This is a genomic window from Bacillus xiapuensis (genome assembly GCF_002797355.1).
Lineage (GTDB): Bacteria > Bacillota > Bacilli > Bacillales > Domibacillaceae > Bacillus_CE > Bacillus_CE xiapuensis.
Window position 1 is genome coordinate 625,522 of sequence record NZ_KZ454940.1, and the last position, 24,240, is coordinate 649,761.

The following is a 24,240-nucleotide window of genomic DNA, read 5'->3' on the forward strand; positions in this document are numbered from 1 at the left end:
CTTTTCTTTTACCATTTCAGACACAAGATCGTTGATTGTTGAAATGTATGTTTTACTCATTTCGGTCAAAGTCAAATCCTGTTCTTTAGTAGGTAGCAATTTGATTTTTACAGTGATTGTTTGTGACATGATTTCACCCCCTTGTTTTTTGTTGTTCAACATATCGCTTTATAGTTTGACTTGATACGTTTCCAGCAGTAGAAACAAAATAAGAACGTGTCCACAAACTTGGCAGGTGTCGCAGGTGCGGAAATTCTTCTCGCAACTGTTTAGATGTCACTCCTTTGATTTTTGCCATGATGTTTGCAGGGCTTAGTGTAGGTAGTACATTGAGAAACATGTGTGCATGGTCTTTGTCACATTCTAAAGCAATCACTTGTATTTTTAGTGGTTCGCATATTTCGTGCACCATTTCTTTGAATCTCTTTTCTACCTTGTTGTCAAGAAATATTTTTCTTCTGTATCGAGGACAAAACACAAAATGATAGTTAATGAATGATACGGTTGTAGTAGTTCTTCTATAATCTTCCATGCTTATATTTTTATCAGTTTTCACTATAAACGACAACAAATATATAAAAATAAATATAGTGGAGTTTTCCAATACTTGAAGTACCGCAAAACCTTACGGTTAAATGCGGTACTCCGTATTTGACCTCACTATCATCCCACGTCTAAAGACGGTCTGCGACCTGTGTGGGCTTTCTTGTTCGGAAAATCTGTAATTACAATACTTTGTATACTTGCAGGGCAAAATATAAAGGGGACGATATGTATATCTTTTGAAATTGCTTATTTCAACTTATTTCGTCAGGACCTCATCCTTTTCAATTTTAGTTCCCGTCATTTTAACGAACAAACCAGATATTGATGCAATCACAATGGATGAAACCAATGTGACAAGCAAATTACTAGCAAAAGACATAGCTAGTATATTACCAAAGACAACCACCAGTACAATTCCTGTAACAATAGTTGCTACCGTCGAGTTTAAGAATATACCAGATATACTTGAAATAATTATGATAGAAATAGTTAATATGACCGCTGATATTGAAGTAACCAAAAATTGAGTTAAGTGCATGAATGCATGGTGTGACGTAATCAGTATAGGAAATAGTGACTCCGTTAACAGAAAAATAGCGTTTGATAAAGTGATCCCAAGAAGTTGAAACAAAACGAATGTTCCACAAAATGACGCAACTTTAGTATAGAATAATTGGGAGCGTCCAAATGGATATAGATAAAATCTTATTTTACTTTCACCTATATAATTTTTGACCAGAAAACGATTTACCATAACCGTTCCATATACAACAAGTATACACATGCAGATTGTAGATGCTAAACCTGAGAGCGTCATGTAATTTCTAAGAATATCATCCGACTCAGATGTATCGAATCGTCCGATAATAGCAAAAAAATAAAGTGATAGTAGTTGCGAAAAAAAAGCCATTAAAACAATAATCCATCTATAACTTTTAAGTTGAGATAATTCAAATCTAAAGCTATTTTTCAATTTATCGATTGTCTCCTTTTAGAAATTGATAATACTCCTGAAGCCCGCCCCCATATTCTTGAATGATGTTTTGAACAGATTTTTTTTCATAAGTTTCACCATTCATCATGAATACAACACTAGAAGCAAAGTCTTCAAGCTCTGACAAAGAGTGGCTCGTAATAAGTATAGATATACCCTTTTTCTTCAAATCAGTAAGGACTTTTTTTATTAAGTTTATACCATCAACATCAAGTCCATTAAAAGGCTCATCTAATATGAGTATATTAGGCTGGTGAGAGAGTGCCATTGCCAATTGAAGACGTTGTTTCATCCCTAAAGACAATTTCCCTATTTTTGTTGTAAGCGGAACTTCTAAATCAAGTTTTTTTAGTATCTCTTGATATGATCCAGGCTCTTCTAATTGAAGATAATGAAAATGCTCGTTAAATAATTGGGAGATCGTCATGCTAGAAATACTTGAAGGAAATGAAAAAACCGTCCCTATTTGTTTTAATATTTCAGCACGTGATGATTCTGAAAGCAATTTACCATTTACCTTAATAGAACCTTGATCTGGAAATACTAAACCTAATAAACATTTAAGTAGCGTAGTTTTGCCAACTCCGTTCGGTCCAATAAGGGCACAAATCTCTCCTCCATAAATATCCATATTAGCCGATTTTATAATTTGTTTGTCATTTATAAACTTTTGAACATTAGAAATATTTATTTGTACCAAAATCATTACTCCCTTTTAGAAAGTGCGATAAGAGATATTAGAAATACAACAACAGCCCATAATATTACAACGAACAAATCAATGAAAGAAAAGGTTCCAAAGTGAAATATGGAAGAACGCAACAAATCCGCTGCTGGTACGAATGGAAGAAATTGATAAATATTAGCCGACCATTCTGGAAGCCTGTCTATAGGGTAGGTTATTGGGGAAAAAAGTAATCCCCCTATCATGATCAACTGGGTAGCTAATGCCATAATATTAGGCGGTAAACAATAAGCAATAGCAAACCCGATACAAATCATAGTTATTTGTGCTACCACAATGATTAGACAACTTAATGGAGTTATATACACATTAATATCAAAACGAAGCATGGCAGCTAGACATCCCATGAAAACTCCGGGCAATGATGCAATACACCATATGATGATATCTGAAAGTAATATCGCAGTACGTGCAACCGGCAATGTCCTTTGGTATTTAAAAATACCATCCTGTTTTGAGGTACTAACCATTTGTGCTGCTAATACACATCCAACTGCGATAATCCCAAGAGAAATGGCTCCTGAAGATAAATATATCGCTGAGGATTCATTAATATCTGGAATTAGCAAGGCAAGACCATAGACAATAGCTAAAGCAAAAGCTGCTTGTATAATGCTAAAAGTAGGCAACAAATATTTATGCCTAACAAGGCTCCAGCGGATTAAGCCCCAGAGCTTTTTCATGTTAAGAATAAGCCCAGTTTCTTTACTATAGATGGGTATATTCTTTTTCATCTGTTACCCCCCCGTATGACGCTTCCAGTGATGCCGAAGAAAGTTTGTAGTTAACGATTTTCCCTTGTTTAATTAGGCTTAGCACCCAATCAATTGCATCAGGAATTTGCTGAGATGAAAGAGTAAAGACGACTTGCATTTCATCCTCTATAAATCTAGTCTCAATAGAGTCTGGTAAATCAGATAAATAATTCCAATCATTCAAAACAACAGAAAGGATATTTGACATCATTTGTCCATTCATTCCTCTAGCGGGCTCATCTTTAATCAGAAGACCGCGATCAAATAATAGAAAGCGATCAACATATTGTTCAGCTTCCAATAGATTATGAGTGACAACTATTACAATATGCCCGTTATTGGCCAAATTCCTCATATACTTCCAAACCAATTTTCGTCTCACAGGATCTACATCATTTGTAGGTTCATCAAGCAAAATAATAGGCGGAGGACATACAACGGCCATTGCGAAAGACGCTAATCGTTGTAAACCACCCGAAAGCTTTTCTCCAGGTCTGTCAGCCCACTGTTCAATATTTAAATCCGCTAATATTTCATCAACATATTTTTTATTGTGCTTTCCAGAAATACCCCGAATATATAAAACTGACTCTATAGATTGACGTAAAGTAACTCCAGATAACGGCGCGTGAAACTGCGGCATCATAGAGACTAGTTCTCTAGCCAGCTTTGTGTTACGAACAAAAGATTTACCTTGATAAATGATGTCACCGTGATCAGGCTTTACATTACCAATAATTTGGTTCAATAATGTCGTTTTGCCAGCTCCATTATGACCAATAATAGCTACTATTTCATTTAGATAAAATATAGCTGAAATATCACAATTAGCCTTCACGTTTCCACGTTTATAAGATTTGGATATTGAATTAATCTGCAAACACTCTGTAGTAATTTTATTTTTATTCATTTTGGCATCACCGTATTGTTATTAATGACCTTTACTATATTGCTATGAGAAAAATTTCGAAAAAACAGCTAAAATTAAGCTCCAGAAAAGAGGGATTAACCAATATACAACTATAATGGCATCGACAAGATACCCAATTATTTTTAACTTACGCCATGTCTGAACGTCTTTATCGGCTTCATCTGTCTGCTCTAAAGCAAGCATTGGATTATCTAATACCGATAAAGCAATGAGTTGACCATCACAATTCTTATGAAAGCGGAATTGCCAAATAATTCTCAACCATAGAATAGAGATGGCTGCAGTTAACATCCAGTTTGTTATTACCAAATTTACCAATGACAGACAAGCTAATAGAAAGAAATCAAAGATGACTCCGGCAGATAGCGCAGCAAACCTTGATAGAAAAGACCACAACCAAATATGAGTCATAGATACGGTTGCCTTGGCTTTGGAAAACTGTAAACGAAGCCCTCCTGCTTTGTATCCGAAAGTTCGTGCAAAGATGACATGCATTAATTCATGAACTAAGGTTGTTGATAATGAAAAAATCACGATATAAAGTATATTTATTAATAAAGGTACTGAGTCATTGATAATTTTACTTCCACTAGGTACTCCATAAAAAAGTGTTAATACAAGGACCGTAATCGAGGAAAGTGCCCCTATGATGAAAAGAATACCTCTTGCAAGTTTCCACTGTAAGCTCGTACTTTCCTTTGGCAGTTTCTTCATTTCAGTAGAAGAATCTGCATAAAAGCCGTTTTCTTTTAAAATGTTCAAAACATCCTCACTATAACATTCCAGTTCATCCCTAGACTGAGCTAAGCATTTAGCCAATTCTTCGTCAACTACCAGAGGAACGGCCTCTTCTGCTAAGACTATCCACTTTCCGCTTTTTAGTTTTCTTGAAAACACAGGTTTAAGAAAAAGTCCCTCTGTCATTTAAAATCAAACCTTACTTTTTATTCTCATAATATTGAAATATCTCCCAATCTTCGATGCTCCCTTTTCCGCAAGTTGGGCATTCATCAGCATATCTATGCCATGACGGGTGAGTGAATGAAGAAGCATCCTCAAAGTTGATTTCATATTGAGTACTTAGGCTTCTCGGTTCTACGTATCCTGTAATAACTCTTACTGCTTCATCAACAATAGCAGCTGTAAGTTGGAAAATGGCAGGTGCATATGCAATGGTAGGTGGCGAAAAATTTATCTCTCTAAAAGCCACGAATTGTTCTATAAATTGTGGATCATTCATACTGTAATGGAGATTTAAACAATCAAAACAACCAGTTTTTCCCGGTATTACAGTAAAAACTCGTCCTCGACTGACTTGAGATGCACCGAAAACGCATGGGACATTAGCTTTAACTATTGCCTGATTTACAATTCTTTGGGCAACAAATGGTGGCTCATCTATAGCACAAATTACCAAATCAACACCATCTATGAGTTTCAAAACGTCATCAGGCGTTTTAATCTTTTGGTTATGTGCTTCTATTTCTAATTGTGAATTCATTTGAGAAATTGCTCTTGCCGCTGCTTCACATTTAGGAGAACCGATATCTGATTCTTTGTATAACAATTGTCTGCCTAAATTACTTTCCTCCACGTTATCGTAATCAACAATAATGATTTTTTTAGGTCCCAGACCAGACAAAAGAGTAAGGATGTTCGAACCTCCTCCTCCAAGCCCTAAAAGAAGAATCGTAGTTTCATTGATTTTCTTTTGGGGGTTAAACCGATTGCCATTTGTTCCAATGAATCTACTAAAATAATTGACGTTTGGCATATAACGTTCTGGAATTCCAGCATTATCCTCATAAATTGTTTCTTCTAAGAATCCTTCGTTATCTAACAGAGTAACCCCTTCAATGATGTCTTTTTCTGATAATTCCGGAAAAAGTTCTATCATTTCTTGTATAACATTCTCTACGCTTCTTCCGTCTAAGCGTGATGCAAGCTCCCATAGTTGACCATCTGGATCACCAAACTCAGCGGTGATACCCAATTGCGCACCAATTCTGAACTCCTTTTCATTCAATCTATATAGTGGATAGATTGGTTTAATACGAGGTTTATTGTACTTATTATTCATACTAGCCTCCTAAATATTGATTTATAAAAACAAAGTCGAGGTTTCAAATAACTAACCTCGACTTTGTTCTGAATTAAGTGGCCGTCAAATACATTAGAAGATGATCCACCATGCTGTAGCTTCAACCTTAACTGCACGACGAACAGTAACTTTTTTCATCAAGTTCACCTCCATCTCCACAGTACAAAACAAATAATCGATAATAGTTAAGACTTCAGTAATCAATATATTGTTTTGACTGAGTTTTAATTTGCTATAGCAAATATTTACACTCGAGCTAAATTTATATTACCATTATTTAGTTGCAAAAATGAGTGCGGCTTTCCGAAATATTTATTCGGAAAGCCGCACTTGACAAATTCATAATGATGCTAATACAGTTCATCAGGAAGTTCAAAATGTACAGGTGAAAAGCCGTGCAAAGAATTCATCTCTGAATAGGACTTCCCCCCCTTCCCCGAATGACCGTTTTTCAGTTCAATTTTAGGGAAGTAAATCTTAAATTGATCCATCATCATGATTAATACCAGTTAAGCACTCATTTTCTTAGTGTTGATCCAATAGAATACAAAGTAACTTAGAACCAAGATTATTATATATATAAGTTCAGGATAGACAAACTCCACTTGGTCTAAACGGGCATCCTTTAAATCAAAAAGGTCAAATAGAAAATTGGTTAACAAGAAAAGGAACAGCGTAGCCCAGCTTTGAATAACCGCCTTTTGCTTAATAGTTTTCATTCGCTCATCGTCTTTTGGACCAAAAAGGAATTCACTGCTGCCTGTTAACCATCCTACAATCAATATCCACATAATTGGTATCACTATGTAAGCTAAAACTAACTCCATCTTTGCTCTCTCCTTTGCATGATCATTTCAACATAATTCTTTCTTCAGAGTTGCCAGTTCTTGAAAACAGGTTATTTATACTTTCTTGAATAAATAAAAGCCGTAATGGGCTGTGTGACAAAAGTAAGACCGACTACAATAAGTAAAGGATAGTTCTTTATCTCATTTAAATGACCGACTCCCTCAGTTATAAATAATACTAGGGCCGACAATATCATTAGAGCATAGTAACCAATTTTCGAACTCTGTGTTTCAATATGCTGTTCCAATTCATCCTTATCCTTATTCCCCTCTAAATCTCCCCATGTAAGGGCATTAAAAACATACGCCAATGCCAAAAAACTAAAGAATATAGTTGTACCATCAACTTGTCCATATCGTAAATATTTATATATGGAATATCCGAAAATGGCTGAAAAAGCAGCAACCGAAATGAAAATTGCCAATTTCTTTGTTTCACCCATATTATTCACCTCTTTTGTTTGAATTTTATGGTCATAAGACATTGCTTATTTGCTCTTGTGCTTTTCTATATAAAATGGTTCGCTGCTACTACAATTTAGCAGCACCCATCCATCCTATAATCCCGAATTCTCTAGCGTAATGGAATCTTAGAATGCCCTAAATCGTAATGCAGCGGTGCAAAGATTAAAAACGGTTCCTTACTAACCAAATATGATCTTGCTAAATACCGCAGTTTTTACACTCATTTCATCTCCTTCTTAAAAATAAATAATTGATCTACAGTTGTGTTGAGATTATGAGATAGTTTAAAGGCTAACGCTAAGGTAGGATCATATTTATCGTTTTCAATAGCATTTATGGTTTGTCTGGTAACACCACATCTGGAAGCAAGTTCCTCTTGGGAAATCTTCATGCTTTTTCTTATAACCCTAATGTTATTTTCCATTTACATACACCTCTAAAAAAGTAAAAACCTTTTTACATTTTTATTATAAAAAATCTCCTCCAACAATGTCAAATTCTTTTTACATTTTTGAAGAAGAAAATCTAAAACGGTTATTTAAATGAATCTTTGACGAGATTTCTTCTGCCCGCTCTCTGTTTGATCACTGCTTATCATATGGCCCACCGCATTATACCTAAAATGACAAGCAGACTATAACATTGTGTTTGATTTGAACTCGTTTCTATCCCCTTATTTCTTATTAATCATTTTGATATTTCCTCCATATCTGATTAGGTACTGCTTCAATTCCTGATAGAACCGGAAAGCCATTTTGCGGACCATGCTCCGTAAATATGGACTGGCAAGTAACGAGGTTTAATGATTTTGCATCCGCAATTCCGCTTTCCGGTAATCCTTTTCCCGAAGCTGCATCACTGAACTAAGAACTGAATATTGAAATATTGAAAATTGAAGCCCAACCGCCTGAATGCTGCTGTAATCCTGCTTATGGTGGCGGCAGTGAACAGGTGATTGGACAGGGGGTCGAGGTTTTAACTGCTGATCGTTCCGGTTTCTCTTACAGAACGTATGAGGAGACTACAATAAGAAGAAGACATACTGATTTGCCGGTTGTCTTCAATGCCTTATTAGTTAGAGAAAGATAATCAGCTCGTTTCATCTATATCAAGCAGTTTCATCGTTATGGAGAGCTGTATACATTTAAAGAGGCTGAATTGAAAATATTTTACCGTTTTTGATAATATCTTGTTGTTTCACTAGTGCATCGACCATTTCTGTTGTAACGGATTCATAGAGAAGACCTCTTTTCTCGGATTGGTTATGGTACCAGAAAAGAGGCTTCCTTTTTTTGATGAAATTTTTCATTTACACAAAGTATTTTGCTATTTTGTAAAGATCACTTTATAACAAGTATATTTTGTCATCTGGTAATAAATAATATAAATCAAGGTAAACAGTCCTATTGCTATAATTTCTGGTAACCAGAAAGCGCTGCTGTCCCCGATTAAGTTCGGCAGGAGAGCCTTAAAGCATTCTAATGCAAATATACTGTGAATACTTCCGATAACATATGGAACAACGAGAGTAATCAAAATCTGATTATTAATAATCGATTTTATTTTCCGTTTTTCGTATCCTAGCTTATTTAATATATTAAATTCACTAATCTTAGAGTACGCATTAGAAAGATTGGTGAAATATAATATACTGCCCGTAGCAATTAAGAATATAGCACTTGCAAATATTGAAATCAGCAACGATGAGCTATTTTCTTTAATAAAGGTTGTCTCTCTTCCTATTGCACTTTGAAATCTAGGCTCATCGAAAAAAAAGGAAGACAGTTGTTCATGCAGATCTGCATTATCCCGCAATCCCTTTCCATAAACACTTATAACCGTTCGTGTTGGCAGTTCATATCTTGCTGCTTTTTCGTATAACTCGTCTGAAATAATGAGAGTACCAACACTATTAGCAAAAGATAAAGTGTTATTTAACGTTGTATCTTGAACCGTTATCTTTACTTTCTCGTTTGAAGATAAGTTTAATTGGTAGCTCATTCCTGTTTCATCTTCCTGATTCTTGTTATACTTAACGAATAATACATTATGATCTGATAAGTCTAATTCAGGTACGTCATCTCCCCTAAGCTTTATTGCTTTTTTATAATCTGATTCTGAGACTAGATCAAAACTTGGCTTTTCTTTTATTGAATATTCATAAGGGAGTGACTTGGACGAAGAAGAAACTTCCATTATTTGAGTTGTGTGAGTTAGAAAATTCGATTTTCCTGCCCCTTTTTCAACCGTATTCAATGCTTTATTCACTAACTCAGAATCTTCTGCAGGAAATTCAAAAGCCGCTGGATTTGTTCGATCAATAGCTTTCACAGGGTAATAAAATGTGATAACACCAGCACCTAATAAACAAAGTGCCGCTGCTGATATTAATGTAGCGATGATTAATACTCTTGCATTTGTATAAACCCTTTGAACAAATTGCGGGATCACAATAATCGACGTATCTCTATAAAAATAGTTTTTATTTAATTTTATTTTTTGTATGGCATACGGGATAAAAAATTGTATAGAACAGATTGTTCCAATAACCACCAAAATAAACGTAATCAGAGACATTGGAGAAAAGCCTATCGTTGACCACAATGAATCCGTTCCTCTTTTTATATCTAAAGCTAATACATAACCGGCCAACAAAGATCCAATTCCCAAAACTGCTTTCCAGAGTTTTAGTTTTATCTGTTTTTCAGCTTTCTCATCCGATCTAATTAGGGAAAGAAGGTTAGTTTTTTGGATGAATATATAATTTGAAATAAGCAGCACCAGCATAGCTATACATACAAACAAGCTAGTAACCACAACAGCTTTGTTATTTAAAAAGGGGATTTCTGAACTAACGGATAATCCCATTGTATTGATAATAAAGGCCATTAACCCCTTAAATAAAACAGATCCTAATAAAACACCCATTACAAGGGAAAAGAGACAAATGAAGATGTTTTCAAAAAACAAAATTTGTATAATTTTCCTCTTTTTAATTCCCAGCAGCGTATAAATGCCTAATTCTTTCATACGCCGCTTCATAAAGAAATTATTGGAATAGGACATATAAAACAATACAAATATCATTAATAAAGGAATTACGATATTTACCATTGATTTTAGTTTATTATCGCCCATTAATTTCTCTAAAATTTGCTCGTTTCCGCCAAAAGAAATAGAAAAGTAGAAAATCATTAAAACAACCGAAACTGAAATCAAATATAACATGTAAAAAGAGATATTTTTCTTTAAGTTTTTTTGTACCACAGTGAACACATTCAACCTTATCACCCCTCTCTTAAATCTTATTTAAATTCTAAATTCGCAATTTCCGCTAATATTTCATCAAAAAATTCTTTCCTTTTTCTCCCGCCCCTTTTTAATTCATTTACAGTACGTCCGTCTTTCAAAATAATGATTCGGTTTGCATAACTGGCAGAATAAGCATCATGGGTAACCATTAAGATAGTAGTATTTAACTCTTCATTTACTTCCTTTAATTTCATTAACAATTCTCTTGCAGAATTGGAATCAAGGGCGCCAGTAGGTTCATCCGCAAAAAGAATCGCTGGTTCTTTTATAATAGCCCTTGCTGCAGCTGCTCTTTGTTTTTGCCCTCCAGATAATTCGTTTGGATATTTTGAAAGTTGTTTTTCAATTCCAAATCGGGCTGCTAAAGTATAAATAGACTGCTCGATTTCCTTTGGAGTTTTTTCGAGCAAAGTTAAGGGAACCGCAATGTTTTCCTGTATAGTTAAACTATCCAGTAAGAAATATTCCTGAAAAATAAAACCTAAATAATCTCTTCTAAAATCACTTTTTTTGCCATCCCGTAACTTGACAATACTTTGCCCGTTAATATAGATTTCACCGCCAGAAGCTGTGTCTATTGTAGATAAGACATTTAAAAGTGAAGTTTTACCGGATCCTGAAGAACCCATAATTCCAACAAATTCACCGCTCTGAATTTCTATCGATACATTATCTAAAGCATTAAAACCGCCATATTTTTTTGTTATATTCCTTGCTGACAATATACTTTCTGTCATAACCCTATCTCTCCTTTTATAAGGTAAAATTGAATAAAGAATGTAAGTGTAGAGGTCAAGTTGAATTTTTTCCGCTTAGTTATCTGTTGCCTCTTAGTTGATGCACAAAATAAAGTGAGCGGCAAATGGAGCTGAAAAGTGTATGAGGGTGCTTACATCTATACGCTCCCTATTCTCTGCTCCTTCTTTTACTTCTATTTCTGCTTAGTAAAAATTATAGTGAGTGAATGGCTAAAAAAAATGAGTAAAAGACGCAAACATTCTCAGGTAATTTATGACAACCCTATAAAAAGTTAAGATGGAGCTTCTGCAGACAGATGAATTTGAAAAGGGCAAAGCCAGCAAGCTTTTCTGGGCTCTAAGCCCGAGACATAGCTGCCGCCCTATGTAAAACGAAGCGAAATGCAAAAAATATATTGCCCTATACTATATTTTTTAATGGCCGCGAACAAAAAACAGCCCTTAAACTAAAGGACTGTCTAGTATGTGCTATTTAATAAATTTTTGATCTTTGCGGTTTTCGGTTATGGAACACTTTGCAGGATCCGTACTAGATGTCTTGAAAAATCCTTCTTCCATTCCTCCCAATCTGTCAGTAAATAAAAACATGTTCCCCGCCTAGATGTTTGTGTTCGGTGTATTATTGTAAATTTTTTACGTATCCTAATTTAATTCCCTTTGCAACCGCCTCTAATGAAGAAGTAACTTCGAATTTACTAAAAATGTTTTGGATATGGTTTGAAACCGTTCTTTTACTAATATATAATTTCTCCGCAATAGTCTCCCGCTTATTTCCCTCACTAAGTAACTGCAAAACTTTAATCTCCGTCTCAGTTAATTCACAAATATAATCCAAGTTTTTTGTTAGGAAATATTCATGCCCTTTATTAATTTGTATGAGAATCTGCAACAATTGTTCAGGCAGTATGTTTTTATTAACAAAACCTTTAACACCAGCCTTTTTAGCTTCATGTCGATAAACTGGCAGGTCATAGCCCGTCAATATAACAATCCGTATGGAAGGATAATGTTCAATAATCATTTTTGATAAAATAATTCCATCCTCATCGCTTATATTACTTAAATTAATATCTATTAAAAGGAGATCCGGCTTTTCCCTTTCTATGATTTGCATTATATTATCAACATTTTGTATCGTTTGAAATGATTTAATTTCATCATAATCCTCAAAAGCAATCGCCAAACTTTTAGCAAACAACGTATGGTCATCTATTAATAAAATGTTCATATGAGTAATCCCCTTTCATTGAAAAGTATATCCTTACTTTAAATCCTGAAGGCTTTCCAGAACTAATCTCCATTTTTCCGCCCAGCATATATACCTGCTCTTTTATAGAGGCTAATCCTTTATGTCCCTTTTTTATTTGATTTAACTCCATTTTTCCTTCCCCATTATCCTCGACGATTAGTTCTACTTCATCCATTTCTTGATGCAAGCGGATCCATATTCTGTTTCCTTGAGAATGTTTAAAACTATTTGTTGTTAACTCTTTTATAAAACGATAGACAATTAAATGATATGGTTCTAGTAAAAATATATCTTCTTCACAAATAAAGGATATATGAATCTGTTTTGATCTAAACGTTTGTTTTATATTATCAATGAGATTGCTGTAGTTTTCTTTTAAAGTTAGCGTCCTTAACATAGTCGGATGGTATTCTTCTGTTTGTCTTCTAATTGACTTATTTAAATCATTAAGCGTTTCAACTATTATTTTTTTATCTCCGCCTTATCCGCTTTATTTATAATATTTTTTACAGCTAATAAGTCTTGTAATATTTCATCGTGTAAGTAATTAGAAAAGTCCTTTTTTAATTTTTCTTCCCTCGAAATCTGAATAATACTATTTATATATGAATTATATTGATGTTTTTCGGTTCCGTTTATCATAGCGTCCTTAACCTGGCTATATATTAAAATGAAATACAAAATGTTAAACCATAAAATGGCATGCGCAATGATAAAGTACTCAATGGCATCCAAGCCCAAAGAACTTCCAATATACAACATGAAAGGTACGGTCATTACACTGATGATCATTTTATTTCTTGAATTTAATTGTTGCCCTATTTTTATTTCCTTTTTAATTTTTTTAACGATTAAATATATACTATATAAAGGAAAAATAAAAATTATATAGAAAGCTGAATTGGTAAAAATATTTCCCCTTTCATTCAAAAAAATTATAAATGCGATAAAAGGGATAATCGTTATAACAAAGGAACGTGGATAGGCTACACTAAGTTAGACAACTCTTATAAGGGAATAGTACTCTAAAAGGACTAACCTTAAGGAGCGGGTCAAAATGAGAAGAGAACGTCGAACGTTTACAGCCGAATTTAAGCTACAAATGGTGAAGCTTTATGAAAATGGAAAATCACGTGCGGATATTGCGAGAGAATATGATATTACGCCTTCTTCATTAGATCGTTGGATTAAAAATCACCAGGAAACAGGGTCTTTCAAGGCAGAAGACAATCGTACGACAGAAGAAACAGAATTGCTTGAACTACGCAAAGAAGTGCAACGCCTACGAATGGAAAATGATATTTTAAAGCAAGCCGCGCTGATCATGGGACGAAAATAGATGTGATTCGTAACAACGCTCACAATTATTCGGTATCAGCCATGTGTGACGTCCTACAAATTCCAAGAAGTACTTACTACTATCACCTTCACAAGTGTGAAGATGACGAAAAACAAGCGGAGGAAGCAGACTTACAAGAGCGTATTTATACGATTTTTAAGCAAAGTCGTAATAACTATGGGACACGTAAAATTAAGAAAGAATTAGAGAAACAAGACATGATGGTTTCTAGACGACGTATAGGGGGAATCATGAAGGATTTAGGTCTTGTCTCGAATTACACGGTTGCTTATTACCGACCACAAAAAAAAACAAAGTAACGAGGCGACAATCGCCAACGTATTAAATCGTGAATTCCAACAAGAGAAGGAATTATCGGTGTTAGTCAGTGATTTAACGTACGTGCGTATCGGGAAAAAATGGCACTATGTGTGCTTGTTTGTCGATCTTTTTAATCGTGAATTAGTCGGTGCAAGTGCGGGCCCAAATAAAGACGCAGCGCTTGTCTACAAAGCATTAAGTAGCATTAAAGGCAACCTGACAAATGTACAGTTATTCCACACAGACCGTGGCTCAGAATTCGATAATCAACTGATGGCAGAAGCAACAGAAGCATTTGGTATCCAGCGTTCACTTAGCGCAAAAGGATGTCCATATGATAATGCCGTGGCAGAAGCGACATACAAGAGCTTTAAGATCGAATTTGTGTACCAACGTACTTTCCATTCCCTTGAACAACTAGATCTTGAACTGTGGGATTATGTAAATTGGTTTAATCATATTCGGATTCATCAAACACTAGGATATCTGACACCGACTGAATTTAAGCAGCAGTCCTTATAAAAATTGTTCAGGTTAGTGTTGACATTCCAGGCTGACCCATAGTAGAATAAAAGACCTTAAATTTTTCAAAGAACTGCCCCCTATAAAATATCTTGATTAATAGATAATTAGGGCTTTTTACACCTATCTTCATTCCTTTCCATTTATCAACTTTAATTGTACTTTTACGAACACTCGATTTGCTTGTTAGCCGAAACTTTTACGCCTCAGAAAGTGAATACTTCCTCTTGCCATCATTTATTGATTTTTATGTTTGAATTTATTTTTAAAACCGCCTTAATAAATTTCTCTTTATCTTTTGGAGAGATAGTAATAAATTTAAATCCTGAATGTGTTATACCTATCCGATCAACGGATAGTGCTGGACCAACAAATGGACTTTTCATATGATTTATAGTCTGAATTTTATGAACGTCTATTCGGAATTTTATTGGTCCATATATAATAACAAGTTCATCATTAGTAATTTTATAGCCAGTCCTAAACCACATTAACAAAGAAATTATTCCGGGTACAATCAATGTAATTATTAAAATGAAGGAAAATTCTTCAGCTCTTGCAATAGGTACTATAATTAATATGAACACAGCTAAGAGATGAATAGCACCCATCCAAATATCTCTTTTCGAATTAAAATACATTTCCTCACTCCATAATTTTATTTTAGTATTCTTTCATTTAATATAACATTTAATTCACATAATTTCTTTTTGCTTAGGTGATACCAATTAATAGAGAGAAAATCATAGATCTTGTTATCTTTGGTATGACATATGCAACATTAAATAGTTTTCCAAATTCAAATAGCTTAATAATTGCTTCTGACTCATATTTTTTGTTGTTTGAATAAAATAAGGCTGTTTATATTTGTATTTACTTTATCATTTCGAATTAGTTCACCATAAGACTCTCCTTTTATATTAGAAAAATATAACATTCTCTTTCTAACCAACTTATTAACCAGTCTAATAAATCTACTACAGACCATAGAATCATTATCATAAAGTAGAATTTTGATAATTTTACCTCCATTCAACTTATTTGTATGTTACAATATTGGTAATTTAAATACAAATATTCAAATTAAATTGAAGGGATGTTAAATTTGTACAAAAAAAGTCCTGCTTTAATTTTCATATTTAGCGTTACAATTGGTTTTTTATTAATATTTCTTTCAATTACTTCCGCTTTGCCTGTAAATACCTTGAATATAGACAAGGAATTAAAAGGCGTAATTAATGAAGTACTACCTCAAGGTTGGGGGTTTTTCAGTAAATCCCCTAGAGAGCCAGATTTAAATGCAGTGCCATTAGAGGAACAAGAAGCATTACAGTGGCCAAATAATTCTTTATCAAATTACCTTGGAATTTCCCGTGAAGGAAGAGCTCAGGGAATTGAACTAGGCTCTATTATCGGCGCAATAGATGAAGAGAGCTATCAAAATTGCGAGAACGACGTTTATAGTTGTTTTAAAACAACAGAAACTGCTATTAACATAGAAAATACTAATAAAAATCCTAGCATTTGCGGGAAATGGGGCGTAGTAAACCAAGAACCGGTTCCGTGGGCTTGGGGGGATCAACTTGATTCAATAATAATGCCGTCAACCATAGTAAAGGTAGATGTAGAATGTTGAATTCAATAAACGATAGAGTTGTTAACTGGGTAACAGAATATAATCCTTGGACAAATATGTATGGAATGGCAAGGACTATTATCGCACTCGCTACTGCCTCTACTCTAATTTTTAACGACGTTGAGGTTTTCTTCAGACCAACTTCCGATTCAAACATATATCCAAATTGCGGGAATAGTATAGTAACTATATTTTGCTTAGTCCCAAATGACTATACATACTTAAATATAATTAAATGGATTTGTGTGATGATCTTATTATTAGTTGCAAGTGGATGGCGACCACAAATAACAGGACTTTTACACTGGTGGGTTTCTTACAGTTTTCACCAATCTGCCGTCACAATTGACGGTGGAGAAAATGTTGCAGCTGTTATTACGCTATTATTAATTCCGATTACACTCTGTGATCCAAGAAAAAATCATTGGTGCAGAAAAATAGATTTAAATGCAAACTTTATTAATAGAAGGATAATATCAAAAATTTCATTTATCCTTATCAGAATTCAGGTTGCGATAATATATTTCCATTCAACAGTAGCAAAACTCTCAGTTCCAGAATGGATTGATGGAACTGCAGTTTGGTATTATATGCAATCCTCAATGATTGGTTTGAACCCTAGAATGATGGAAATATTTGACTTTATTTTATCTTCAAGATTAATAGTGATACCTACTTGGGGAACTTTAGTTCTGCAAACGGTATTAGTTTTAGCACTATTCGCACCTAAAAATTATTGGTCATACATTTTGTTTTTCGCAGTTTTTATGCATGAGATTTTTGCGGTTTTCTTAGGATTATTTTCATTCTCATTAATTATGCTCGGATCATTGTTCCTATTTTTAAGGCCTGCTGAGAAAGAATTTCAATTTAGTAAGTTCCATGTTTTAAAGTATCCAATCAAAAGGGGGGATATAAAGAGATTGGATCACGCCTGTTGATTAACCAAATTTAGACAGACTTCTCCTGCTCTGATCAAAATAGTGATACAGAAATAAGACCATTCGATCCCACCACTGTAAGGGTAATGCGCCTGTCAAAAGCATGCGCTGAAAAGCCACTGACGACAGGTTCGGTTTGGAAATGGAGGATTTTGTCTGTTTATATAACCAATGAAGCAGAACATAGGCAATGAAGGCGGCGAAAAGCTGATTAAACACCGCATTTTCGGTCGTACCAAATAAAACAGGCACATTTAAATTTTGCTTGATCCAGCGAAAAAAGGTTTCAATGCCCCAGCGCGCTTTGTACATGTTGGCGATTTCCTCTGCCGACACATGACGTAAGCTGGTCACGACACGAACTTCTCGTCCTTCGTCATCTTTAAAAAACACCACTCGATGACGTTTTTCCGAACGAGATTGAACGGAACCAAGTAAACAAGTGATATCGTGCGTCACGTTTGAGTCCTTTTGTGGCAGGCGTTGTAAGGATTTTTTATGAGATAACTCTACGTTCTCTTTCATCCGAATCACGAAATCTTGTCCTTCTTCGAGAAAGCGATCAATCCGTTGAATGTTAAAATAGGCACGGTCTTCTACTAAAATGAAGCGAGAATCGGCAAGTTGTTCACCTGTTGGTCCATCGTGTGTCAGACCAGTGGATTCAACGACTTTCAAAGGCATTTGTGTCTCCAATGAAAAACTCACATGAAGCTTGATGCCTGAGCGTTGGCCATGATAAACGGCCCAAGGAAGTCGAGTTTTCCCTACGGTGATCGTGGTGGAATCCACAAGAAGCAGATGTTTAGGTATCTTCAACGTGCGACGAGTGGCCCGGTTACATTTGCGAACAATTAAATCAAATACGTTCTTCATTAATTCGTAATCAAGCTGACTCATCTTTTTTGAAAGAGTGGAATAGTTCACATCGACAAGGCCGGCCGATGAGCTAACGTCCGCACAGTAGCGTAAGCTTTTCCACTCACAAGCAGCCGCCGTCACGAGATACTGGATCAATGTTTTCACGTCTAGTTTTCGTGCGGTATCTTCATAACCAACCAGTTCAATCAATGGTTTTAGCTCTTCATCGGAAATAAACTTTTGAATCAAATTCGGGAACATGGTATTCTGTTTCATAGGGGACACCTCTTCTCGTTTATGTTTGGTGGTACTTACATTTTACAAGAAGGTGTCCCTTTTTGTCGTCTTTTTATGGAAGATTATGCATAATAAACACGCCTGATCAAGCACATTTTTTAGGAAAGTATTATGCCGACTGATACAGAACATTTCTGCAAAGTTAATCAAAGCTTGCCTGACCATACATCTGTCTCTTAATCACTTTTAGCCTGTTCACTTATCCTTCTACGAGGCTATTGCTTCAGGGAAAACGAAGCGCATTTTTGATAGCTTCCCAATCAGCTTGGAGATAATGAACAAATAGTTTGATCTCTACATATTGCTTTTCTCGGCTCCGGCCACCCTGTCATTAGGGCAGCTGCCGTTCTCTTTGTATTCATTAGATATTGAAAGGACTGAATGAGTACTTTCAATGCTTTTAATTAGCCGTGCTTTTCAAAAAGCGGTTGAAAAGCTACTTCTTCTCTATTCATATTTTCTTGCTTACGAAGTTTCCCGATATAGTCTCTTAAAGTAGAAAGAGATTGATTGTAACCTTGTTTCTTCAAGGCGAGAAAAATATCGGAAGTTTTTACTTTTCACTGTAGGAGAATAAGAGTGGTCTCCCGATAGGGATCGGCACTATGATGACTTCTCCTTCCATGGCGAAGATGGGTTTATGATCAGTACCTCCAGAGAGAATGATTTATCAGTATAACTAACCTCTGGAGCGATCACCAAAATTACGGGAGAACCTTATAACCGTTGATTACAACTTTTGTAATACGCTTATTGTTATAATTATAAAAGGGAGTTATTATTCTCATCTTTCATTTTACAAATAAGTTTACGGTCATTTTCATCTATAACTTGTGCTATATTTTCTATAAGAGTAGAATAGTTAGGTTTCTTAGAAAAGCGGTTATAATCACCAATTACATATAACTCTTTTTTAGCCCGTGTAACAGCTACATTTATCAAGTTGGGCTTTGAACAAGACCAGTTAGCTGCACCATCACTATTTCCATCTGTGCCAGTTACTAAATAAACAATATCAGCTTCTTTTCCTTGAAATGTATGAACAGTATCTACTGAATTTTTCAGCCAATCATTTAAAATATCTTTAGATATATTCATGTTTGTTAATCTCTCTTTTAGAATTTTTTTTATTCCGTCTTTTACTGCAGTAAAAGGTGAGATTATATACGCATTAGGTGGTCCTGAAGCTTTTTTCCATAATTCAATAATATGATCTGCCACCAAATCTCCTTGCTCTTTAACAAATTGGCGGTTTATAGCCGAACCTTTACAGTCCAACCATACGCCCTTTCCTCGACCCTTTTTGCCTAATACCATTTTATTATCATAAGCTATTTTGTTTGAAATGGAGAACATTGGATTTGAACACCTTCTATGAACCCATAATGGTGTTCCAACTCTTTGACCATAGCTGTTATACATTCCATATGGATTTGCAGCATCTGCCAAAGTTTGAACTGATGCGCCTATTCCAATATATTTATCATTTAGTTCGAAGTACTTCTTAATATCCTCTAAAATTGTTTTATCAATTGTTACAACGGGCTCAATTTGAATCGGGTCACCTACTACTATGACTTTTTTAGATCTCCAAATGGCTCCGGCTGATTGTTGAGGGTTAGCTTGTCCTGCCTCATCTATAAACAAATAATTAATACATTCTTCCTCTATACCCTTATACATAGAACTAAAGCTTGCAAACGTGGTGCTTATCAAAGGGGTAATTAAATGAATAGTTTGCCACATGTTCTTGAGATATTCTCTATGATCCTTATCATTAAGATCTAAATTTGTACGATTAATTAATAAACGCAAAGTAGACTTAATTGCTTCAAAGTTAAAGGCCAAAATTAACTTATGGATTTTCATGGCCTTTAAAAATAATAATCCTCTATTGAAGTTTAATTCATCTGTAAGCCAAAGGGTATTTAATTGGCGAAACTCGTATGCCTGTTTCGTATTAGACCAATAATTCTCCTTCGGTAAGATGAGTCCTTGCTTACTATAATATTTTACTTTTTTTTGTAAAAATAGATATTTTCTCTTTTAATTCCTCTACAGTTTTGTTATCCTCGTTTATTTTTTTACTTTTTAAATGTAATTTATTTTCTTCTTCTTTTAAACGCGTGATAATATCATTAAGTTCATTTTTTAGCTCGTTTTTTTTGCTGTTTTTGCAAAAGATTCTCTCAAAAAGAGAGAGTCTAGGTTGGGATTGAATCTGTTGTTCTGTCAGTTGCTTTTGATGTTCTAAATGTTCCTTCTCATTCTCTAAATTTATTTGTTCTTGCTCAAGAATAAGTAACTGATCCTCTAACAATTTTAGTTGATCAGTATAGGCTTTTATATTCCCAAATTCAAAACTAATTTTTTGAAGTTCTTCCTTTTCTTGTTTTACAATTTTAAAAATATCTATAAATTCCTTTTTTGCATCTTCCCAATCCTTTATGTTTACTTGTTTACTGTCATGTTCCAATTGTTTAAGAAACGCATTTTCATCGTTATTACTACCATATAATCTCCAACCAAAGGTAGCTATATTATAAGATTTTCCAAGAGCTCCTGAAAAAAGCCCCCATGTATCCTCATTGCTCCCTAGAAGATCTTTTGCGGAAGATGGATACATTGATAATTCCTTTGCCTCTTTAGCATATAACTCTTCATATTCTTTAAACTTACTTTTAACAGATTGCCGAATAACTTCATCTATTTTAGGAAGATCCTTTGAAATATTTTCTACTGCACCATTATTACTCGAAGCAACAACCATTGAATACTGACTTAATTTTAAATCCAATAAATAGATCGGATAATGGAAACCTTCTAAATTGATAGTTTTTGCTCTTGTAAACGCTTCCAATGGGCTATCTAGTTGTATCATTTCTTTTGCTCTTTGAACTACAATGTTTGCAAAGATATCTTTTAATAACGTAGTTTTCCCTGTTCCTGGTGGTCCATTCACAGAACTAACTTTTTTATCCTTATTTAAAATTTGATTTACTGCTACTTGCTGCATTAAAGACAATCTGTGATCTACAGGTGACGGCCATCGTCCATCTGGTAGGTTTATGGGCTGTAAAGTCTCTTCAATATATTCTCGGTTCTCATTTATATCCAAGCATTCATCTGTAGGTGTTCCTTCGATAAAACGACGGAGTGTTTCATTCTCTCCTTTTGATAAAATAAGTTCTAAGTCATTTATATAAAAGCTATTGAAATTCTTTGATGATGATTGTTGGTCTGCCTTCATAACTTCAATCTCTAGATAATTTAATGAATTTTTATCTAATTTATAGAAATATTTCCTGTAAACTTGTTGAATTAAAAGTAATGATTCTTCTGTTACTCCATTAGAAAAAACGGTTTGTGCTTGTTCTTCAAATAATTTCATTTGATTCCAAAAAGGCGTCTTTAATTGCCCATAAGGTACATTAGAGGTTTCTTCCATAATTTTCATTACATACATCAAAAAAGGAACAAACATTGAATCTTTTATATAATTACCATTACTATCCACCAAAAAAGAAAGACTAAATAAGGTTTTATGATCCTTATTAATAATCTCATCGTCATTTTTAAAAATATCACGCATAAAACTGACAAGTTTGTGGTGCTCGAAACACGCTAAGTAATAACGGAATCGAACTTGATGTTTTTTACTATCTTTTATTTTATCAATCTTCCAAGGATTCTCATTTAATTCTACCAACCGCGTTCGGCTTCGATTTTTATTATCTTCGAAGTAACGCTTTTCCAAAACTTCTCCCTTACCTGTAACTTCACTTGGTGCTAATGCTTCAACTAAGTGCCAAGCTTTCAATACCGACTCTAATTTTGTTTTGTCCATCTTTTCACTCCCACAATATTTACAAAATCTTAAGTTTAATGATATCATAATCAGAATTTGGAAAGTTTGCTGAATGAATATAAAAAAAGAACAAGCTCCACAATAAAGCTTGCATTAAATGTATATCAATTAGAATCCTCTAAGTTTCTTTATTATATCAATCTCTATCTTTAGTTCCTTTTTTATTTACCATCACTTATGATACGGTTCGCTGTAACGCATCTAAATGAGGGGTTTTTATTTTGTTTAACTCTTTAAATTTTTTCGAGGCATCATTAGACTCGTATCTTACAATCAACACTTTTCTTGTTTTTTACTTGAATTATTTTGAATTTGTACACTACCATAATTTAAGTAGTTTTCTAGCATTACTAGGGTTACTTTTGACGCCCTATTAGTGCTCCAACTATATCAGTAGCAATTCTATCAACTCTGCTTACCATTATCAGATTGATTAATTAATACTACTTCTTTCAAAGTTCCATATCTGATAATCAAGTAAACGTGGAGTAATGTTTGAATACTGTTCTACAAGTATTTTAGTAGTTTCCTCTAATAAACTTTGTGCCTCTTCAATCTTAACCTTTCTCTGAAGCGCCTTTTCTAAAAATCGCACTATCATTCTGTCAGGTTTTACCCACTGGTCATCCCCAGCTAACATATAAAAATAAACAAGTGAAATACCACTTTTTTGACCTGGTATAGCTTTAATTTCATTTTCAAATTCTTCATTACCGTATACTTTCCTTACATCTTGTAAAAAATTCACTCCATATTTATTAAGAACTTTACAGAACAAATAAACTGCTTCTGCTTTTAATATACCGTTAGTTGGGGAGGTTCTTTGCTTATTTTTGAATACATCACTCACAAATATCTCTAACCCTAAACTTTCAAAAGAGCTTAAAAACTGTTCAATTGAAAATTGTTCACTGATAACCGGAAGTTCCGTTCCAGAGCGTTCCTTATTGAGATTAAAATAACTACAAAACCTATTTACTGTATTTCTAACACCTTCATACCGAACCCCTATAGAAAATACAGAGTCAATAACACAAATTGAGAGGCTTAAGTAATAGTATTCATCAGGAAGTTTTGCATTTTCTATTTCTAAAACATCCTCACAAAATGCAGCAATTTTATTATTGTCTGTATGTATTGTCTGTGGCATAACTTTTCTCCTTATAATCTTTGATTTCTTCAACTTTTTTTACTTTAACATAATTAAAGTCTGTATCTTTGTAATATTTTAAAAAGTTCTTTACCATTATGGTTAAAGAGTTCTATACTTTGATTATTAAGCTGGCTCAGACTTATTCATTTACTTAATTCTCCTACATGCCTCATAATACTCATCTATATATTAGTAACTTTATTGGCATAAAGATGATTTCTAAAAGCTTAACATCACTTTCAGCCCATTCATGTACAGTGGCTAAAGAAACATATATATACAGGAGTATTTTTTCCTTGATATGTTTCTAAACATGTCAGCACTACACGTTCCAATAAATTCCTCACCTTTAACGGTAACAAATGATATCAAAATAGGTAATATTTATACCATATACCCTTCCCTAAAATGTCGCTCACTTGAGGAAACTCACTTATGTAGTGCAGTTAATAACTTAAAAACCTGTTCCATATTTGATATTTGTAGATTTATGTGAAATCCTTTATGAATCAGACTACCACGAAAAACCTCATTTACTTATGGTACGGTTCACCGTGGTTATTTGAGGGGCAAAAAAAATAGCATTAGGGGAGATCGC

23 protein-coding genes and 2 pseudogenes are annotated in these 24,240 nt (G+C 34.2%); 4 read left to right on the plus strand and 21 right to left on the minus strand.

The window, feature by feature from the left end; genetic code table 11:
- From CEF20_RS17165 to CEF20_RS14755, 11 genes and pseudogenes are all read right to left on the minus strand, one after another.
- Positions 1 to 129 (minus strand): annotated as a pseudogene (locus tag CEF20_RS17165) (RNA-guided endonuclease TnpB family protein); the annotation flags it as partial.
- Between the two features lie 4 nt (positions 130 to 133).
- Positions 134 to 532, minus strand: a complete 399-nt coding sequence (gene tnpA / locus CEF20_RS14710) for an IS200/IS605 family transposase (protein ID WP_100331937.1) — start codon at positions 530 to 532, stop codon at positions 134 to 136.
- Between the two features lie 270 nt (positions 533 to 802).
- Positions 803 to 1,519 carry a hypothetical protein gene (locus CEF20_RS14715; protein ID WP_100332618.1) on the minus strand — a complete coding sequence of 239 codons (717 nt, stop codon included), beginning with the start codon at positions 1,517 to 1,519 and terminating at the stop codon, positions 803 to 805.
- Between the two features lies 1 nt (position 1,520).
- Positions 1,521 to 2,240, minus strand: coding sequence for an ABC transporter ATP-binding protein (locus CEF20_RS14720; protein WP_157796305.1), 720 nt, complete (start codon positions 2,238 to 2,240; stop codon positions 1,521 to 1,523).
- Between the two features lie 5 nt (positions 2,241 to 2,245).
- Entirely contained in the window at positions 2,246 to 3,019 is a 774-nt protein-coding gene (locus CEF20_RS14725; protein ID WP_100332620.1) for an ABC transporter permease, read from the minus strand.
- Positions 2,994 to 3,950, minus strand: a complete 957-nt coding sequence (locus CEF20_RS14730) for an ABC transporter ATP-binding protein (protein ID WP_100332621.1) — start codon at positions 3,948 to 3,950, stop codon at positions 2,994 to 2,996. Before CEF20_RS14730 ends, CEF20_RS14725 begins: the two co-directional genes overlap by 26 nt.
- 42 nt (positions 3,951 to 3,992) lie before the next feature.
- Entirely contained in the window at positions 3,993 to 4,895 is a 903-nt protein-coding gene (locus CEF20_RS14735) for a hypothetical protein (protein WP_100332622.1), read from the minus strand.
- A 13-nt stretch (positions 4,896 to 4,908) separates the two neighbouring features.
- Positions 4,909 to 6,051 carry a ThiF family adenylyltransferase gene (locus CEF20_RS14740; RefSeq protein ID WP_100332623.1) on the minus strand — a complete coding sequence of 381 codons (1,143 nt, stop codon included), beginning with the start codon at positions 6,049 to 6,051 and terminating at the stop codon, positions 4,909 to 4,911.
- A 530-nt stretch (positions 6,052 to 6,581) separates the two neighbouring features.
- On the minus strand, positions 6,582 to 6,899 hold the full coding sequence (locus tag CEF20_RS14745) for a hypothetical protein (RefSeq protein WP_100332624.1): 318 nt from the start codon (positions 6,897 to 6,899) through the stop codon (positions 6,582 to 6,584).
- A gap of 71 nt (positions 6,900 to 6,970) precedes the next feature.
- A complete protein-coding gene (locus tag CEF20_RS14750; protein WP_232713554.1) occupies positions 6,971 to 7,405 on the minus strand; it encodes a hypothetical protein in 435 nt (144 codons plus the stop codon).
- Between the two features lie 200 nt (positions 7,406 to 7,605).
- On the minus strand, positions 7,606 to 7,809 hold the full coding sequence (locus CEF20_RS14755; RefSeq protein ID WP_100332626.1) for a helix-turn-helix transcriptional regulator: 204 nt from the start codon (positions 7,807 to 7,809) through the stop codon (positions 7,606 to 7,608).
- A 461-nt stretch (positions 7,810 to 8,270) separates the two neighbouring features.
- Between CEF20_RS14755 and CEF20_RS17170 the strand changes: the two genes are divergently transcribed.
- Positions 8,271 to 8,474, plus strand: a complete 204-nt coding sequence (locus CEF20_RS17170; RefSeq protein ID WP_232713555.1) for a hypothetical protein — start codon at positions 8,271 to 8,273, stop codon at positions 8,472 to 8,474.
- A 237-nt stretch (positions 8,475 to 8,711) separates the two neighbouring features.
- On the opposite strand, the gene CEF20_RS14760 is transcribed toward CEF20_RS17170, so the two are convergent.
- From CEF20_RS14760 to CEF20_RS17175, 5 genes are all read right to left on the minus strand, one after another.
- Positions 8,712 to 10,613 (minus strand): ABC transporter permease, encoded by a 1,902-nt coding sequence (locus CEF20_RS14760; RefSeq protein WP_232713556.1) that lies wholly within the window; start codon positions 10,611 to 10,613, stop codon positions 8,712 to 8,714.
- Positions 10,614 to 10,690: 77 nt separating this feature from the next.
- On the minus strand, positions 10,691 to 11,434 hold the full coding sequence (locus tag CEF20_RS14765) for an ABC transporter ATP-binding protein (protein WP_100332628.1): 744 nt from the start codon (positions 11,432 to 11,434) through the stop codon (positions 10,691 to 10,693).
- A gap of 640 nt (positions 11,435 to 12,074) precedes the next feature.
- Complete coding sequence (locus CEF20_RS14770; protein WP_100332629.1) at positions 12,075 to 12,683, minus strand: response regulator transcription factor; 609 nt, start codon at positions 12,681 to 12,683, stop codon at positions 12,075 to 12,077.
- Positions 12,661 to 13,101 (minus strand): sensor histidine kinase, encoded by a 441-nt coding sequence (locus CEF20_RS14775; protein ID WP_100332630.1) that lies wholly within the window; start codon positions 13,099 to 13,101, stop codon positions 12,661 to 12,663. Before CEF20_RS14775 ends, CEF20_RS14770 begins: the two co-directional genes overlap by 23 nt.
- A gap of 65 nt (positions 13,102 to 13,166) precedes the next feature.
- A complete protein-coding gene (locus CEF20_RS17175) occupies positions 13,167 to 13,634 on the minus strand; it encodes a hypothetical protein (protein WP_232713557.1) in 468 nt (155 codons plus the stop codon).
- Between the two features lie 127 nt (positions 13,635 to 13,761).
- On the opposite strand from CEF20_RS17175, the pseudogene CEF20_RS14785 reads away from it, so the two are divergent.
- A pseudogene (locus CEF20_RS14785) lies at positions 13,762 to 14,886 on the plus strand (IS3 family transposase).
- Positions 14,887 to 15,119: 233 nt separating this feature from the next.
- Here the strand turns inward: CEF20_RS14785 and CEF20_RS14790 are convergent.
- A complete protein-coding gene (locus tag CEF20_RS14790) occupies positions 15,120 to 15,497 on the minus strand; it encodes a PH domain-containing protein (RefSeq protein ID WP_157796307.1) in 378 nt (125 codons plus the stop codon).
- A 494-nt stretch (positions 15,498 to 15,991) separates the two neighbouring features.
- Between CEF20_RS14790 and CEF20_RS14795 the strand changes: the two genes are divergently transcribed.
- Complete coding sequence (locus CEF20_RS14795) at positions 15,992 to 16,522, plus strand: SdpA family antimicrobial peptide system protein (protein WP_157796308.1); 531 nt, start codon at positions 15,992 to 15,994, stop codon at positions 16,520 to 16,522.
- A complete protein-coding gene (locus CEF20_RS14800) occupies positions 16,516 to 17,463 on the plus strand; it encodes a sporulation-delaying protein SdpB family protein (protein ID WP_100332634.1) in 948 nt (315 codons plus the stop codon). The genes CEF20_RS14795 and CEF20_RS14800 overlap by 7 nt, the downstream gene beginning before the upstream one ends.
- Here CEF20_RS14800 and CEF20_RS14805 read toward each other — a convergent pair whose 3' ends face one another.
- From CEF20_RS14805 to CEF20_RS14815, 4 genes are all read right to left on the minus strand, one after another.
- Positions 17,464 to 18,600 (minus strand): IS4 family transposase, encoded by a 1,137-nt coding sequence (locus CEF20_RS14805; protein ID WP_100330123.1) that lies wholly within the window; start codon positions 18,598 to 18,600, stop codon positions 17,464 to 17,466.
- Between the two features lie 783 nt (positions 18,601 to 19,383).
- The gene (locus tag CEF20_RS17180; RefSeq protein WP_232713558.1) at positions 19,384 to 20,490 is read right to left on the minus strand and encodes a DEAD/DEAH box helicase; all 1,107 of its coding nucleotides are present in this window, start codon (positions 20,488 to 20,490) and stop codon (positions 19,384 to 19,386) included.
- 133 nt (positions 20,491 to 20,623) lie between these two features.
- Positions 20,624 to 22,468 (minus strand): DEAD/DEAH box helicase family protein, encoded by a 1,845-nt coding sequence (locus CEF20_RS17185; protein WP_232713559.1) that lies wholly within the window; start codon positions 22,466 to 22,468, stop codon positions 20,624 to 20,626.
- 454 nt (positions 22,469 to 22,922) lie between these two features.
- A complete protein-coding gene (locus CEF20_RS14815; protein ID WP_100332635.1) occupies positions 22,923 to 23,639 on the minus strand; it encodes a hypothetical protein in 717 nt (238 codons plus the stop codon).
- Positions 23,640 to 24,240: the final 601 nt, after the last annotated feature.

What these genes read in the sequence shown, in the direction of transcription:
- tnpA (WP_100331937.1), bottom strand. Translation starts at nt 532, where the DNA reads ATGGAAGATTATAGAAGAACTACTACAACCGTATCATTCATTAACTAT.
- CEF20_RS14725 (WP_100332620.1), bottom strand. Translation starts at nt 3,019, where the DNA reads ATGAAAAAGAATATACCCATCTATAGTAAAGAAACTGGGCTTATTCTT.
- CEF20_RS14730 (WP_100332621.1), bottom strand. Translation starts at nt 3,950, where the DNA reads ATGAATAAAAATAAAATTACTACAGAGTGTTTGCAGATTAATTCAATA.
- CEF20_RS14735 (WP_100332622.1), bottom strand. Translation starts at nt 4,895, where the DNA reads ATGACAGAGGGACTTTTTCTTAAACCTGTGTTTTCAAGAAAACTAAAA.
- CEF20_RS14740 (WP_100332623.1), bottom strand. Translation starts at nt 6,051, where the DNA reads ATGAATAATAAGTACAATAAACCTCGTATTAAACCAATCTATCCACTA.
- CEF20_RS14745 (WP_100332624.1), bottom strand. Translation starts at nt 6,899, where the DNA reads ATGGAGTTAGTTTTAGCTTACATAGTGATACCAATTATGTGGATATTG.
- CEF20_RS14750 (WP_232713554.1), bottom strand. Translation starts at nt 7,405, where the DNA reads ATGTCTTATGACCATAAAATTCAAACAAAAGAGGTGAATAATATGGGT.
- CEF20_RS14755 (WP_100332626.1), bottom strand. Translation starts at nt 7,809, where the DNA reads ATGGAAAATAACATTAGGGTTATAAGAAAAAGCATGAAGATTTCCCAA.
- CEF20_RS14760 (WP_232713556.1), bottom strand. Translation starts at nt 10,613, where the DNA reads ATGTTATATTTGATTTCAGTTTCGGTTGTTTTAATGATTTTCTACTTT.
- CEF20_RS14765 (WP_100332628.1), bottom strand. Translation starts at nt 11,434, where the DNA reads ATGACAGAAAGTATATTGTCAGCAAGGAATATAACAAAAAAATATGGC.
- CEF20_RS14770 (WP_100332629.1), bottom strand. Translation starts at nt 12,683, where the DNA reads ATGAACATTTTATTAATAGATGACCATACGTTGTTTGCTAAAAGTTTG.
- CEF20_RS14775 (WP_100332630.1), bottom strand. Translation starts at nt 13,101, where the DNA reads ATGTTAAGGACGCTAACTTTAAAAGAAAACTACAGCAATCTCATTGAT.
- CEF20_RS14790 (WP_157796307.1), bottom strand. Translation starts at nt 15,497, where the DNA reads ATGGGTGCTATTCATCTCTTAGCTGTGTTCATATTAATTATAGTACCT.
- CEF20_RS14800 (WP_100332634.1), top strand. Translation starts at nt 16,516, where the DNA reads ATGTTGAATTCAATAAACGATAGAGTTGTTAACTGGGTAACAGAATAT.
- CEF20_RS14805 (WP_100330123.1), bottom strand. Translation starts at nt 18,600, where the DNA reads ATGAAACAGAATACCATGTTCCCGAATTTGATTCAAAAGTTTATTTCC.
- CEF20_RS17180 (WP_232713558.1), bottom strand. Translation starts at nt 20,490, where the DNA reads ATGAAAATCCATAAGTTAATTTTGGCCTTTAACTTTGAAGCAATTAAG.
- CEF20_RS17185 (WP_232713559.1), bottom strand. Translation starts at nt 22,468, where the DNA reads ATGGACAAAACAAAATTAGAGTCGGTATTGAAAGCTTGGCACTTAGTT.
- CEF20_RS14815 (WP_100332635.1), bottom strand. Translation starts at nt 23,639, where the DNA reads ATGCCACAGACAATACATACAGACAATAATAAAATTGCTGCATTTTGT.